At 45.4% G+C, this 15,363-nt stretch carries 14 protein-coding genes; 3 read left to right on the forward strand and 11 right to left on the reverse strand.

The genetic code is table 11. The annotated features are described in order from the left end of the window. Nucleotides 1–73 precede the first annotated feature (73 nt). The 3 genes from C9J01_RS05600 to C9J01_RS05610 form a co-directional block, all read right to left on the reverse strand. Nucleotides 74–430 carry a hypothetical protein gene (locus C9J01_RS05600; protein WP_107297095.1) on the reverse strand — a complete coding sequence of 119 codons (357 nt, stop codon included), beginning with the start codon at nucleotides 428–430 and terminating at the stop codon, nucleotides 74–76. Between the two features lie 170 nt (nucleotides 431–600). After that, entirely contained in the window at nucleotides 601–1,746 is a 1,146-nt protein-coding gene (locus tag C9J01_RS05605; protein ID WP_170114876.1) for a mannitol-1-phosphate 5-dehydrogenase, read from the reverse strand. 99 nt (nucleotides 1,747–1,845) lie between these two features. After that, nucleotides 1,846–3,789, reverse strand: a complete 1,944-nt coding sequence (locus C9J01_RS05610) for a PTS mannitol transporter subunit IICBA (RefSeq protein WP_107297097.1) — start codon at nucleotides 3,787–3,789, stop codon at nucleotides 1,846–1,848. A 567-nt stretch (nucleotides 3,790–4,356) separates the two neighbouring features. Here C9J01_RS05610 and C9J01_RS05615 point away from each other — a divergent pair. Then, nucleotides 4,357–5,088 (forward strand): GntR family transcriptional regulator, encoded by a 732-nt coding sequence (locus C9J01_RS05615; protein ID WP_158264491.1) that lies wholly within the window; start codon nucleotides 4,357–4,359, stop codon nucleotides 5,086–5,088. A gap of 146 nt (nucleotides 5,089–5,234) precedes the next feature. Here the strand turns inward: C9J01_RS05615 and C9J01_RS05620 are convergent, their stop codons facing one another. The 3 genes from C9J01_RS05620 to hppD all read right to left on the reverse strand — a co-directional run bounded on the left by C9J01_RS05620 (nucleotide 5,235) and on the right by hppD (nucleotide 9,474). Then, nucleotides 5,235–6,692 (reverse strand): glycoside hydrolase family 32 protein, encoded by a 1,458-nt coding sequence (locus C9J01_RS05620; RefSeq protein WP_107297099.1) that lies wholly within the window; start codon nucleotides 6,690–6,692, stop codon nucleotides 5,235–5,237. Beyond that, the gene (locus tag C9J01_RS05625) at nucleotides 6,692–8,179 is read right to left on the reverse strand and encodes a PTS transporter subunit EIIC (RefSeq protein ID WP_107297100.1); all 1,488 of its coding nucleotides are present in this window, start codon (nucleotides 8,177–8,179) and stop codon (nucleotides 6,692–6,694) included. The genes C9J01_RS05620 and C9J01_RS05625 overlap by 1 nt, the downstream gene beginning before the upstream one ends. Before the next feature lie 218 nt (nucleotides 8,180–8,397). Beyond that, entirely contained in the window at nucleotides 8,398–9,474 is a 1,077-nt protein-coding gene (gene hppD / locus C9J01_RS05630; RefSeq protein WP_107297101.1) for a 4-hydroxyphenylpyruvate dioxygenase, read from the reverse strand. Nucleotides 9,475–9,760: 286 nt separating this feature from the next. On the opposite strand from hppD, the gene C9J01_RS05635 reads away from it, so the two are divergent. Next, a complete protein-coding gene (locus C9J01_RS05635) occupies nucleotides 9,761–10,732 on the forward strand; it encodes a CHAD domain-containing protein (protein WP_107297102.1) in 972 nt (323 codons plus the stop codon). A 58-nt stretch (nucleotides 10,733–10,790) separates the two neighbouring features. On the opposite strand, the gene C9J01_RS05640 is transcribed toward C9J01_RS05635, so the two are convergent. Next, a complete protein-coding gene (locus C9J01_RS05640; RefSeq protein ID WP_107297103.1) occupies nucleotides 10,791–11,273 on the reverse strand; it encodes a glutathione peroxidase in 483 nt (160 codons plus the stop codon). 132 nt (nucleotides 11,274–11,405) lie between these two features. Between C9J01_RS05640 and C9J01_RS05645 the strand changes: the two genes are divergently transcribed. After that, nucleotides 11,406–11,954: a hypothetical protein gene (locus C9J01_RS05645; RefSeq protein ID WP_107297104.1), complete on the forward strand. Its 549-nt coding sequence runs from the start codon at nucleotides 11,406–11,408 to the stop codon at nucleotides 11,952–11,954. 291 nt (nucleotides 11,955–12,245) lie between these two features. On the opposite strand, the gene C9J01_RS05650 is transcribed toward C9J01_RS05645, so the two are convergent. The 4 genes from C9J01_RS05650 to mog form a co-directional block, all read right to left on the reverse strand. Next, nucleotides 12,246–13,265 (reverse strand): adenosine deaminase, encoded by a 1,020-nt coding sequence (locus C9J01_RS05650; protein ID WP_107297105.1) that lies wholly within the window; start codon nucleotides 13,263–13,265, stop codon nucleotides 12,246–12,248. A 90-nt stretch (nucleotides 13,266–13,355) separates the two neighbouring features. After that, a complete protein-coding gene (locus C9J01_RS05655) occupies nucleotides 13,356–13,634 on the reverse strand; it encodes a hypothetical protein (RefSeq protein ID WP_107297106.1) in 279 nt (92 codons plus the stop codon). Nucleotides 13,635–13,894: 260 nt separating this feature from the next. Beyond that, nucleotides 13,895–14,650, reverse strand: coding sequence for a lipid-binding SYLF domain-containing protein (locus C9J01_RS05660; protein WP_201797805.1), 756 nt, complete (start codon nucleotides 14,648–14,650; stop codon nucleotides 13,895–13,897). A gap of 162 nt (nucleotides 14,651–14,812) precedes the next feature. Further along, the gene (mog, locus tag C9J01_RS05665; protein ID WP_107297108.1) at nucleotides 14,813–15,346 is read right to left on the reverse strand and encodes a molybdopterin adenylyltransferase; all 534 of its coding nucleotides are present in this window, start codon (nucleotides 15,344–15,346) and stop codon (nucleotides 14,813–14,815) included. Nucleotides 15,347–15,363: the final 17 nt, after the last annotated feature.

The following is a 15,363-nucleotide window of genomic DNA, read 5'->3' on the forward strand; positions in this document are numbered from 1 at the left end:
ACCACTATACCCAAGTCGAGCCAAACCGCACAATTGCTTATTTCAAAGTATTGTTTAAATTACCAATTTTCACCTAACAAAATGCAAAACCGGCATAGCTATATGCCCGTTCACGCCTAGGCAAAGCCAAGCATTGCTGAATAAAGTGCTTACCCCGTACCGATGAGTGAAGGGAAAGCTCGTTTTCAAATAACTGCATGGTTTCAAACTCTAACCCGAGATCTTGGCAAGAAACCTTTAACACACTGTTTTCCATGAGTGTTTCATCACTCCAACGTAGTTTGTAGATATAGCCTTGCCCTTCAATAAAATGGCAGCTTTCAATCGTTCCAATCCAACCGGAGATCTCTTGGCCAAAATCTGGATCTACCATGCCACAGTTAACGATAACCATATCGCCCACTCGGAATTTATTTTTGGTCAGGTTCATGACTCTACCCCACTTCCTACTTCGAGATTTATCATTTAACGCCCTATACCTAAATCCTCTCAGGTTGCTTGGTTCAGCGAAAGAGACTTGGGTATAAAGTGACTTAGGTATAAAGCGATTCGGATATAAAGCAAAAGGAGGCGCCATTGCGCCTCCTTTTTATCCATTACTTAAAGCGACTGGAAAAGTGCTTCAACTTTTTTCGCTTCTTCACCTTCTGCATCAAGGCCAGTGTATTTTGCCAATGTTGGGCGCAGACCAATTTCTTTCAATGACGCTTGCAGTTCGATCGCTTGTGGATCCGTGTCATTAGTGTATTTGAATGCTGCTGCAATACCTTTGAGCAGCATACCGTTTTCGACACCGTACTCCATCGTGCCTAGCAGAGGTTTGATTAGGCGGTCATTCGCACCCAACTTACGGATTGGCTGACGGCCAACACGGTCGATTTCATCACGTAGGTATGGGTTGGCAAAACGACTCAAGATCTTATCGATGTAGGCATTGTGCATATCACGATCAAAACCATAACGGCGGATCAGCACCTCACCGCTTTCCTGCATGGCAGCTTTAACTTGGTCATAGATCTCTTGGTCTTCAATCGCATCGCGAACTGTCTCGTGACCTTTCAGGGAGCCAAGGTAAGCGGTAACGATATGGCCTGTATTCAAGGTAAATAGCTTACGCTCAACAAAAGCCATCAGGTTATCAGTGGTTTCCATGCCTTCGATGGCAGGGATATCACCTTTGAACTGCTGCTTGTCAACAATCCACTCGCTGAAGCTTTCTACCGTTACTTCCAATGGGTCATCATTGGCCGCCTCTGATGGAGGCACGATACGGTCAACAGCTGAATCAACAAAGCCGACCAACTCATCTGCTTGGCTGTGGTAAATGCTGTTCAGGTGTTTGTAGACTTCTTCTTTCAGGTGGGTCGTACCACGCACCATGTTTTCACAAGCAATGATATTAAGTGGGTTGCTATTACCCGCTTCGAAACGGTGTGTTAGACCAGTCGCAATGGTTTTTGCAATGATATCCAATACGTTAGGACCAACAGCGGTAGTCACCATGTCAGTGTGGATAATCTGATCAATTACGTCCTGGCTTGCTGAGTTAACGGCTGTTACATGGGTAACCGTATCGATTTTACACTCGCTACCAACCACTTTTACCTTGTATGACTGGTCATGGCTTAATTGGTCAACCAACGGCTCATCAACATCTGCAAACGTTACAGCTACGTTAGCGTCTGCTAGCAATTTACCAATAAAACCACGACCGATGTTACCTGCACCAAAATGTACTGCTTTCATAATAATTCCTACCTAAAAAAGTGTTCTCTAATTTCGCGCTAGAGGGGTGAGGCCGGAGGGGGAACACCGGCCTCGATTTAACTCAATGATTGGGGTTGATTAAGCGGCTTTTTCGCCGGCTAGAATTTCTAGCACTTCGTTGACATCACTGGTCGTGGTCAAGCGCTCAATCGCCTCTGGATCATCAAGTGCATTGGTGATGGTAGTAATTACCTGAATGTGTTCATCATTTTTAGCTGCGATACCGATAACCAGTTTCGCTACATCGTCCTCGTCTTCAGTAAACTGCACACCGTCTTGGTATTGGCAGATAATGATGCCGGTTTTCATAACCTTGTCTTTAGCTTCCACTGTACCGTGAGGTACGGCGATTGACTCGCCAAGGTAAGTCGGAACCAATTTTTCACGCTCGAACATGGCATCAACATATTCATCTTTTGCGTAGCCAAGCTTAACCAGTTGCTCACCTGCGTAACGGATAGCTTCTTCTTTACTGTTAGCCTTCAGGCCAAGGTGGATATTCTCCGCTTGAATCTGGAATACTTGCGCTGGTTGCTCTTCAAAACTGTCATCGTTGGCGGCAATAGGAGAAACTTTTACCATCTCACCATCATTGGCGGCTTCTGGGCTGCCCGCTGCCACAATGCTGGTTACTAGGTCGTTGTACACCTGGCTATCAAGGAAGTTAGTTAGCGAAAGGTGCTGGGCATTAGCTGCATGCTTACGAGCACGGTCAGTCAAATCTTTATGAGTAATCACGATATCCACCTCTTGCGGCAAGCTATTGATAGCACAGTTGGTCACACTAATATTTAGGCCAGCTTCCTGAACTTTCTTACGAAGTAGGCTGGCACCCATCGCACTGGAGCCCATACCGGCATCACAAGCGACGATGATGTTGCGCACATTGGCTAGATTGAATTCTGATTGAGCAAGTACAGTTGCTGGTGACCCTTTCGAAGAGGCTTTCATGCCTTTCATCTTGCTCGTTGCTTCTGCAAGGTCGTCGCCTTCTTCATCTGTCACTTTCTGCGTTTTCATCAGTAGTGCAGCGACACAGAAAGAGACGGACGTTGCTGCGATAACTGAAAGGATTACCCCGACAAATGATGCTTTAGGTGTCATTAGCAAGATTGCGAAGATTGAACCCGGAGATGCTGGAGACACAATGCCTGCATCGAAAACTGTCAGGGTGAACACACCCGCCATACCACCTGCGATAACTGCAAGGATTAGACGTGGGTTCATCAAGATATACGGGAAGTAAATCTCATGGATACCACCGAAGAAGTGGATGATAGATGCACCGCCAGCAGTTTGCTTAGCCGTACCGCGACCGAACACCATGTAAGCCAGTAGGATACCTAGTCCAGGACCTGGGTTAGCTTCAATCAGGAAGAAGATTGACTGACCCATCTCGTTTGCCTGCTGGATACCCAGAGGAGAGAAGATACCGTGGTTAATTGCATTGTTGAGGAACAGGATCTTCGCTGGCTCGACAAAAATTGACGTCAGAGGAAGCAGGCCTGCGCTCACCAGCATGTTTACCCCACCAGCCAAGGCTGATGACAATACCTTCACGAATGGACCAATCATGTAGAAGGCAAGGATGGCACATAGCATACCAACGATACCGGCAGAGAAGTTGTTAACCAACATCTCGAAACCGCTCTTCACTTTACCATCAACCCAGCGGTCAAAACGCTTGATTGCCCAACCGCCCAGCGGTCCCACCATCATGGCACCCATGAACATCGGGATATCGGTACCGACAATCACACCGATGGTTGTAATGGCACCGACTACGGCACCGCGATCACCACCTACCAATTTACCACCGGTATAACCGATGAGTAGCGGCAGCAAGTAAGTAATCATTGGACCAACCAACTTAGCTAGTTCTTCATTCGGGAACCAACCTGTTGGAATGAAAAGTGCTGTGATGAAGCCCCACGCGATGAATGCGCCAATATTAGGCATCACCATGTTAGATAAGAAACGACCAAAATTTTGTATCTTGATCTTTGCATCTGGTGATATCATATCGATTCCCCGTCTGATGTTCAGTTATAGATTTTGTGTTAGGTACGGTTCGCCAAAACCGTCCAATTGCTTAGTACCCAATTAATCTAACACAGAATTTTTAAACCGATCTGATGACGGGTTTTTTGTGAGCCACATCCCCGAAATCCCCCTCCAAACCTTTTTCTTCGTGATCTTTATTGCAAAACTGTAATGAAACTTTGCTACAAATAAGCCAAAATCAATTTGTCAATAAAAAATAAACGATCTACATCACAGAACACCGCGGAGTACTTGTTAATCAGTTGGTGATCGCGATCACACAAAGAGCAATTTAGCTCTATTAAGTCGATCTTGATGGTGACACGGATCACATTCACACGACCAATACCAGCCCGCTTCGACTTGTCAGGCGTTCCAGTGTTACGTTTTGTAACTCACTTTCAGTTGAAACCAGCCAAAAAACATATCTAACCACTTGCTTATAAACACAAATCGCGCCGGAACTGCCACCCCAAAAGTGGTAGTTCCGTTGGCTGATATCCCTGCATCAGTCAGGTATAATTTGGAGATTCACCAGGAGGGATGATGACGAATTACATTGCGCAGAAACAATCACTGCCGCTCTATGTGCAAATTGCAGATTTTATTAAACAAGAAATTGAACGCGGTAACTTCAAGCCGGGTTCGATATTGCCTTCAGAAAAGCAACTGGTGGAAGATTTCAATGTCAGCCGCGTAACCGTTCGAAAAGCGATTCAGATCCTGAATGATGAAGGGCTGACATACAGTGAAAAAGGTAAAGGGACTTTTATTGCCCAGCAGAAACTCAAACATAGCTTTGTCAATGTGGTGGGTTTAACAGAAGAAAGCCAGTTAGGCGGCCAGAAAGTCAGTAATAAAGTGATTGATTTCGCCGTTATTGATGCGCCTGCTGCAGTAGCTCAAAAGCTACAGATCGCAGAAAACAGCCCAGTCTACTGCTGCTCCCGTCAGCGCCTATTGGACAACCGTGTCGCGTCTTTCGAAACCTTTTATATCCCGGTCAGCTATCTCCCAGAAATGACCGAGCAAGATATGGCAGGCTCCAAGTTCGCTTACCTAGAAGCCAAAGGCTATAGCATTGGCCAGATCACCCAAAAGCTAAAACCCGCCTTGCCGGAAAAACGTATTCAAGGCTATTTCGACATTGATCCTTTAACGCCTATCTTGATCAACGAATCGCTCTCATACCTTAAAGACGGTCAAATCTTCGAACTTTCAACGGTTTATTTCAAAACCAGCGAGTACGATTTCGAGCTTATTGCTTATAACGAATAGTACCGGCAACAAATAAACAAGCCAATTAATAGATAAAGAAAAGTAATAGATAAAGAAAAGGCGCCCCGAAAGATGGAAGGGGCGCCCAAAACGTTACCCCCAACACGAGTAACGTTTTATTAGGGTACAAAGGCTCGGGGGAAACCTTAGTACAAAGAAATCGCTGACATTTCAGAGATTTTCACTGCAGCAGCACCAGCAAACGCCATGTTGTGGCTCCGGTTAGGAATAAAGAACCGAGATGTCATCACCTCTTCACCACCATTGATGAAAATCTCAATCACTGAGTTATCGATAAAGATTTCCAACTGCTGCAAGCTTTCCAACTTCACTGTCCGCTCTGAGCCAAAACGCTTCATATCATCGGTTTCAATGGTCTGGCTGCGGTCAAGCAATAGGCTGCCATCTTGGTAGGTCAGCACGAGCTTATGTTCAGCATCCTCAAACAAGGTTAGGCTAAACGCTTGGTCAGCAATACCATCGACAACAATGTGTGATTGGCTGAGATTACCATCAATGTCATAGCGACTAGGCTGTTCCAATGTCACCAAAGGCTGCTTGAGTTGATCAAACTCCACCAGTGGACGCTGCATCAGCTTATTGCCTTCCATCAGCAATTCACGCGGCATGGAAAGCATGAATTTCCAACCCAATAATTCCGTCGGGATGCTCAATGAGCCATTACCGCACCAAGCCAGCATGATATTTCGCTCACTATCGGTAAACGTTTGTGGCGCATAGAAATCAAACCCTTTGTCGAGTTCAATCACCTGCTCGGCGTGCATTTCACCTTTCTGGTATTGGCCGATCATCAACTGGGTACTGAAGATATTGTTGTAGCGCTCTGCCTGTGGTTTCAAGCCCATTGGCGAGAGGATGAACAAGTCTTTGCCATTGGAATGGCTGATATCCGGGCATTCGTGCATGTAGACATCTGCCTGCTGCGCAAGATCCGACTTCCCACCGTAGCTAACCTCGCCGACCAATTCCGCCTCGGTCAGCGATGCCATCTTATACAGTAGCGTTGCACCGGATTCGTCTTCACGCTGGGCACCCACGACGAACATCAGTTCGCCGTCATCATTGATGAATGGACTCGGGTCACGGAAGTTACCGGTATAGCCAGCAGGTGCTTGTGACACAATATTCCATCTATCAAGTAGCTTACCGTCAGTGGAATACTTGGCGATATTCTGGTTCTGGGAGAATGTCTCACCATCCTCATTCATCACGTTGCCGCTATAGAAGCAGTAGATGAAACCGTCGATGCAGATTGCGCCGCCCGAATAGATACCATGGGTTTCAAACTCGTTTTCCGGCGCAAGGACATCACCTTCTTCAAAATGGATGAAATCTTTGGTGATCAGGTATTTCCAATGCTTCATGCCATGGAACGGGCCAAACGGAAACCACTGATAAAACAAGTGGTATTTCTCACCGTCAAACACCATCCCGTTAGGGTCATTCAAGTGACCTGTTTTCGGTGTAATGTGGTAAGCAGGAAGGTAATCCGTATCCTGCGCCAGCATCTGCTGGCGTAGGTTTTCTAGTTCTCCCGGTTTAGCCGTCCCTAGCGCTCGGAATCGATTCGACTTATCAATCATTACGCTGTTTCCACATTACTTTCTGTTACTGACTTTTTTGCAGCGGCCTTGTTGCTAGATGATGTACTTTCAACATCAGCTGGGTAGTCTTCTATCATCTTCTTCGGAATTCCCCATAGGCAGACCGCAATAAAGGCCACAACAGAGGTAATAAGCATCAACGCTGCATAGGAGACAAACTGGTGCATGTCGTAGGTGTAGAACAGAATTCCCGGCAGCATACTGATGCCGTTACCCTGTGCCGCCAATTCCAGAAGCGCCGCAGCCATACCACCGAAACCACCGACAATCGAAGCCACAACAAATGGGCGAATGCCAAAACGTAGGTTCATACCGAAAATAGCCGGCTCTGTAATACCCAGATAAACCGTGGCACCCGCTGGAATACCCGCCGCGCGGATTTTTTTGTTACGCGAACGGTAAGCCAGAGCGAGAGCTGCTGCACCTTGTGCGGCCATCGAAGGCATACCCAGCGCGATAATTGGGTTCATTCCGGTCTGGCTAACCAGCATGACTTCAAACATGGTAATGATGTGATGCATACCGGTAACTACAATCGCTTGCAGGAACAGGCCATAGATAAAGCCACCGATACCAAATGGAATATCAGCAAGACCAACCAGAACAAAGCCAATGCCCTGCTCTACGACCTGAAGTGCAGGACCAAGCACGCTCAATGCCAAGAACAAAGTAATAGATACTGACAAGATAGGAACCAGAATTAGCTGTAATACATCCGGTACTACCTTATTCAAGCGCTTTTCGATTTTGGCGCCCATCAAACCAACAACCAGCGATGGCAGAACAGAGCCTTGATAGCCTTGCCACGCAATCACATCAAATAGCATGATGGCATTAACATCCGGGTTGAGCGCTACGTCCCATGCATTAGGGAAAGCCGGAGAAATCAGCATCAAACCCAGTAAAATACCCAAAGAAGGCGAACCACCAGCCACTCGGTAAGCAGACCAGCAAACCAAGGCCGGCAAGAACACAAAGGCGGTTTCTGTTACAGCGGCCAAAAATGCGGTCAACGGCTGTGGAACGCTCTCTGGCGTCAGGCCCATCATTGCCAAAATAGCAGGGTTAAGCAGAACCGATTTCAAACCAAGACCGACACCAGTCGCGATAATTGCAGGTAGCAGCGGCACAAAAACGTCTGAGAAAAAGCGCATGGCACGCTTGTGTGCAGGCTCACGTTGAATAGCTTCCTGCTTCACTTCGCTAGCCGTTTTGGCGGCAAAGCCTTTCTCGGCCAGTTGATCGTAAACCTTATTAACGATACCTGTACCGAAGATGACCTGATACTGACCCGATGTGAAGAACTGCCCCTTCACCAAATCAATATCAGAAATTTTCTTGTCATCGATAAGATCTTTATTCTTAACGATGATCCGTAGTCGTGTTGCACAATGGGCAATCGACTCGATGTTGTCTTCGCCAATCACCTTAATAAGCTGATCAGCAATCTTGCTGTAGTTTGCCATAACCAATCCCAACCTGTATTAAACATGTATACAGTAATACACGTTTAATACATGGTGAATTCTTTTCGTATATTCAGTCTATATAACGTGCTGCAACTCACATCTTTTGGGTCCACAACACGTTAACCCCGCGGCTTGATAATCAACACTTCACATATACAAAAACAAAAAAGGCCGGACAAACCGGCCAAACTGGATAGTGCGGATTAAAACATGAATTAGGAATCAGATTCCGCTTTGAGCACACCCCTTCGGATCTGATCGAGCTCGATAGACTCGAATAGCGCCTGGAAGTTACCTTCACCGAACCCTTCATTACCTTTACGTTGGATGATCTCAAAAAATACTGGGCCGATAACGGTATCGGTAAAGATCTGCAGCAAGATGCCTGTCTCATCGCCGTCGATCAGGATCTTCAGATCATGGAGCTTGGCGACATCTTCGTGATGGCCCGGGACACGCTTGTTGATCCCTTCATAATAGGTGTCTGGCGTATTCATGAAGATCAATCCACCTGACTTCAATTTCGATACCGTGGCAAATATGTCATCGGTGCTCATGGCGATATGCTGGATCCCTTCACCGTTGTATTGATCAAGATATTCAGCAATTTGCGATTTATCGTCGCTGGATTCGTTGATCGGGATCCGGATCTTGCCGCAAGGAGCGGTCATCGCCCGTGATAGCAAACCTGTCATTTTGCCCTTGATGTCGAAATGCCTGATTTCCCTGAAATTGGCAATACGCTCGTAAAAGCTGGCCCATAAATCCATGTTACCCTGCTTCACGTTGTGAGTGAGGTGGTCAATAACATTCAAACCAGCATCTAGGGTTTTCATCCGTTCTTGATAATCGGGGTAAAAATCAAAGTCGATATCATAGATATTGTTGCTGCCATAGCGATCTACGAGGTAAATCAGCGACTCACCTATCCCGTAGATAGCTGGGATATTGAGCTCCATTGGGCCAGCTTGTGCAGGGCAAGCCGTCGCGCCTTTCTCAACAGCATAAGTCAACGCCTTTGCAGAATCCGCTACCCGAAAGGCCATAGCGTTAACGCTTGCACCATGCACACCAGCAAAGCCTGAAGCCTGAGAATGCAGCTCACCATTGACGATAAAATTGACGTCACCTTGACGGTATAACCAAACGGACTTGTGCTTGTGCTTGGCAACCTCAGCAAACCCCATGTCATGGAAAAGCTGTTTTAGGTTTGCAATCCCTTCTGGTGTTGGTGCCGTGTATTCCACAAACTCAAAGCCGTCCGTCCCTAGTGGGTTCTCAATCATCTTCATCATCCTTTTCAGCCACTAAAATATGCAGTCATTTGACCTTATTTAAAGAATTAGCAGTTCTCTGTTTGGATGAGAAATTCGTGCTGCAAACCATGTTGCAAAAATGTAAACCCGCAACGTAAACCCATATTGCCAATTTGATACATACACTTAGAGCAACTATTGAGTGAGCTATCACAAAATTCATTTTCTTGTTATTGATCAGTGAGATTTTCACTTTCTCATCACCAAAAAGAAAATTTACCCACTAAAGTTAATGAGGAGGTATGAAGGAGGCAATTGCAGTATGTCAGTGACTAAGCGGGATCAGCTCAAGCTACCAAAACGAAAAAAACCAGCCGTTCAGCTGAAACCGGAAGTAGAAATTTACCTCCCTACCTACCATTTCCTTATTAACGAGTTTGACCACGCTAGAAAACACGAGCTAGGCATTATCCGCGATGATCATGAAGAGTTTATTCATCAATATCGTGTTGCCCTGAGAAGAAGTCGTGCGTTGATCAGCCTACTGAAACCGCTATTTCGTAGTAAAGAAAAAGACATCCTAAAAGACACACTCAGGCAACTCATGCAGCACACCAACCTGATGCGTGATCTCGATGTGTTCCTCATCAATATGGAACAATATTTTTCTTTGCTTGAACATCAACACCACAAAGGCCTGATCCGCTTCTTCGATGATATTCAGTCACAACGGAGGAAATCTCTAAAGACACTCAAAGGGTGGCTAAAATCTGGTGAATATAAATCGGCTTGCAATCAAGTGCTAACCCAACTTGATAGTATGCGGGATAATCCGACCACAGAGGGCAAATTAGGCTGCAAAGCCACAGCCCACAGTATGTTATGGCATCAATTTAAGCAGATAGAAAGCCAATGCCACAACATTGATACCAACAGCGATGACGCCATCATTCATCAACTTCGAATCGACTGTAAGAAGTTCCGCTATCTCCTAGAGTACTTTGCGCCAATACTCGCTTCTCGCGATACCAAGCAACAAGTTGACCGACTCAAAACACTGCAAGATACGTTGGGAAGCTTCAACGACTCTTCTGTTCAGTTAGAGTTTTTCAAGCATTACCTGACCGAGCAGAAAAAGAAAAGTGGCCGTTACAAAGCCATTGAGGAGTTAATCGATATATATGGGGATTACCACAATAAAGCAAAGCAGTTAACGGTAGAGCAACTCGTCCAATTTAGACAGCCAAAGAGCCTAGATATTTATTACACCCTATATCAAGAACCTCAAGATTAGGCCGTCAAAAATCGAACATGCTAGCCCACACAGACTTTAGGCTAGCTTTGCTGACGGCTTAGCGATCAAGCGCGCGAACAATATCTTTCTCGATCGCCTCAGGGGTTTTGGTTGGTGCAAAACGCTTCATCGGTTTTCCATCACGGCCAATCAGAAACTTAGTAAAATTCCATTTGATCTTCTTACCCATTAATCCAGGGAGCGCACTGGTCAGGTATTTGAAGACTTCATGGCTATCAGGCCCATTGACATCAACTTTTTCAAACATCGGGAAACTTACCCCGTAGTTAAGCTGACAAACTTGCTCAATTTCGTTGTTTTCACCAGGTTCCTGTCCACCAAACTGATTACACGGGAAACCAAGGATCACCAATCCCTTCTCTTGGTACTTATCAAACAGAGTTTGTAGCCCTTTGTACTGTGGCGTAAAACCACATTCACTTGCGGTATTAACGACCAGTACTACCTTCCCTTCGAACTCACCCATATCAACAGTTTCGCCGTTGATTTTATTCGCTGAAAGCTCATAAAAGCCTGACATAACCTTTCCCTCTATAATGACTAGATTCTTTTCTATATCTATTTATATACCTGATTTATAGTAAATGAATGATTTAGAAAGTGAGCTCTAATTTTGTATACTGCCAACATTGCTCCTTACTTTTAGTCCGCTATGAAAACATTACAACAACTATTAAACGATTTCGGCTTTGAACATCTCCCCTTCACTGATGCCGAGCGCGAATTCGCACAAGACTTCGTCAACTTCCGTTCTGATTTTTTCCAGAGTGTTTGCCAGCAAAAAGCGGACAAGCCGCAGCAAGATCTTGCACTAGGGTTATTTACCCACGCAATCCAGCAAGTCTTAGATGAGTTTCAAGCCACACAAAGCAAGATCAGTGAAATGGATACGTTATTCAAGCAGCATGTCGGGGAGCAGCATGCGAAAAAGTTCCACACACTGAATGAGTTAGAGGTCAAAGCTATCGCAATGATTTGGTTCCTATGCCAAGGGTTCAACAGCATCGATTTTAGCTATGCCAATGACCACGCAACAGAGATCTGCCAACAGCTTGCGGCCAATGATAGCAACAGGGCTGAATCAATACGCCAGAAATTCATGCAATCCTATTACCTTGGTGTTGATCAGGCTCACAGTATGAAGCCGAAAACAAGTCTGCTGTTAACATTACAAAATGCTGTAAAATCAATATTTAAATAAATCAGTTAGCCTAAAAAACAAAGTTACTGGTTCTTATTTAAGGCAATAACCTGCATTAACCATTGAAAAATAATGGTTATTTGCCGCCCAAGCAAACAATGAAAATAATTTGAATGTTTAGTCTAATCTAAGCATTTAATCAAAAAGGCATTTAACAAAAGTGCATACAACTTTTACATCATTGATCGTTGCGTGATTTTCACCCAGATCGTATGATTCTTGCACTTCAAATATGTTGTTCCTTAATCGATTTATTGCTACGCCTATCATGGACTTGATAGGCGTTTTTTTTTAAATAATCGGCCGGAACTGAATATCCAAGTAGTGGGCTAATTTCTGTTGCAGCAACTGCTTCTTCTCTTCACTCAAAAAACTTGCCTCAATAGCATTATCACTCAACAGCGCAACATCCTGCTTTGACAGGTTAAAGGCCTGTGCAACGGCCAAATAATTGTCATTTAGATAACCACCAAAATAAGCGGGATCATCAGAATTAATCGTTACTTGTACCCCCTGTTTAAACAGCTCAACAATGTTGTGCTCTGATATATCATTGAAAACTTTGAGCTTCACATTGGATAACGGGCATACCGTCAGAGGGAGTTGCTTCTCTACCAAATACGCCACCAGCTTTGGATCATCTAAGCAACGCACACCGTGATCAATTCGGTCCACCTTGAGTGCTTCAATGGCTCCCCAAATATAATCGGCAGGGCCTTCTTCTCCTGCATGGGCAACGGTTTTGAATCCTGTGTTTCTTGCCATCGCAAAAACACGCTCAAACTTCTCTGGCGGGTTGCCCTGCTCTGATGAATCTAGACCCACAGCAACAATATCGTCTTTATAAGCAATGGCCTGCTTAAGTGTCTCTATGGCGTCATCTTCAGGCAAATCCCGTAAAAAACACATGATCAAACCCGATGAGATACCCAAATTGGATTCTCCATCCCGCAAGGCTCGTATTATGCCTGAGGCGACCGTATCAAAAGACACGCCTGCCCGAGTATGGATTTGAGGGTCGAAAAACACTTCAGTATGAACAATATGCTCTTGCTTACAACGCTCAAGATAAGCGTAAGTCAGATCATAAAAGTCCTGCTCGGTACGTAATACCAAGGCCCCTTGATAATAGAGGTTCAGAAATGCTTGGAGATCGCGAAATTGATAAGCCGCTTTTAACGACTCAATGGATGAATGGGAAAGTGTGACGTTGTTACGCTGGGCCAGAGCAAACATTAACTCTGGCTCAAGCGTCCCTTCAAGGTGAAGATGGAGTTCTACCTTAGGTAACCCACTAATAAAGCCTTTCATTACTCGTCCTCCACAGAAAAGGTAGGTCACCTACCTTTAGGAGTCTTAGATGGTATTGAAAGTAGTGTAGTTAAACTTAAGGCCTTCCGCTTAGTAGCGTTGCCACTGACCGCGCATCATAAAGCCGCCAATAGCCATCATCACAATACCGCTGCTTAGCAGTAGTTGGTATTTGTGCTTCACTTCACTGGCAGCATGTGTCGGGCTGAAAGAGTGAAGATAATCGCCCCCTCCAGCGCTAATAAAGGTGCTCATATCAGAGACCACCTGCGTTTGGCCGATCATACCGCCAATAGTGACAAACCCAAATATCAAAGAAACACTACCGATCAGTAGCGAAAGGAAACCCCAAGTACGTTTGATGTCCATGTCTAGCCTAGTCTTTAGTTCTATTCGTTTTATGCTAACGTGATTACGATGAATCATTGTCAACATAACGTAGGAAAGTGAAAATATCAGGCGTTATTGATATTTTTATGAACAAGCTTCCAAAAAACACAGTATTGGTTACTTTGACTACTGCATTTACATACATAGAAGCGAAAAATATACCCAAGCAACTATTGGGTGCTTGGGCATATGAGGAAGGTTTAGTAAGCATATTAACGCTAACTAGGAGAATAACCTTGCTACTGGGTTAAATCTGTATCAATCCAGTATTTAGAACCTGAAATGTTGGCGTCTAGCAATAAGCCTTTTTCACCAATCTGGTAAATCGCCATTCCGCCATTGTATTTGGCGGTTAACTCAGCGCTATCGGTACCGGCCACCACGCCCATTTCTGACGTAGCTTCCCAGCCATCGGTAACAAAGCCATCAAAGGTCTTTTGATCTTCAAAAAAGATGATCTGCTGATAGAACTTACCACCAAGGCCAACCGCAAGCCCCGCGCCAAACATTTTCATATAAGTGTGTTCGTCTGTTTTACGGTTAACCGCAACCCCTGCCCCTTGATTGGTATGGAGCATCAACGAAAACTTGCGAGAATCAAAAACGGCATAGCCATAGGCACTATCAAATAGCAATTTGGCTGACGGCTGCTCATTGAATAAACGGACCAGTGCAGTATCTGCCATAGTGTTTAACGCTAGGCGGGCTTCCTCAGGGGTTTCTGGCTCCAGCATTTCATCCAGCTTGGCATCGGCTACATCGAGCCACTCCTTACTCTTTTCAATCGAGGCGTCAGTCCATTCACCGGCGGTATTGTAGGCATCCTCGCCCCATTCGGAAACCGAATCCCATGTTTCCTTAGAGAAATCCGACACGGAATCCCACGCCTCTTTCGATCCTTTGCCAACTTCTTCACCAAGTTTTGAAGCTGCATCTTTGATTTCATCCCAGCCAGCATAAACCGGAGCTGTTGTTGCCATAACTGTTGTCGCCATTGCTATGGCAACGACTAATGAACGTAACTTCACAATCGTCCCTCCTCGCTAGGTTATATACCAAGTGTGTTATAAGCCTAGCCCAAGCAGATAAAAGAAAGGCCAAGCACCACGCTCAGCCTTTTATCCCACTATTCCCTTAATCTTGAGTTAAGCGAATGATTACTTCTTTTTAGGGCGGAAAGGCTTCATCACCTCTTCGTTACACTCAAGATAAGGGCCTTCCATCAAATCGATACAGTAAGGAATCGCCGGGAAAACGGCATCCAGACATTCGCGGATCGACTTAGGCTTACCCGGCAGGTTAACAATCAAGCTATCACCACGCAGGCCGGCTGTCTGGCGCGACAAAATCGCTGTCGGTACAAACTTCAACGACTCAGCACGCATCAGTTCACCAAAACCTGGCATCATACGGTCACAAACGGCTTCAGTGGCTTCAGGAGTTACATCACGCTTGGCTGGACCTGTACCGCCCGTCGTTACAATCAGGCTACAGTCTTGCTCATCAGCCATCTTGATCAGTGTCGCTTCAATCACATCCTGTTCGTCAGGAATGACTTCGTATACTGGCTCCCACTCAGAGGTCAGGTAATCGTTCAACGTATCGATAATCGCCTGCCCAGAGATGTCTTCGTATACACCTGCACTTGCGCGGTCGCTGACAGTCACGATGCCGATTTTTGCTTTAGTCATTGGTTATTCCTCAGGCT

The sequence above is a fragment of the Photobacterium rosenbergii genome, from assembly GCF_003026455.1.
Taxonomy (GTDB): domain Bacteria; phylum Pseudomonadota; class Gammaproteobacteria; order Enterobacterales; family Vibrionaceae; genus Photobacterium; species Photobacterium rosenbergii.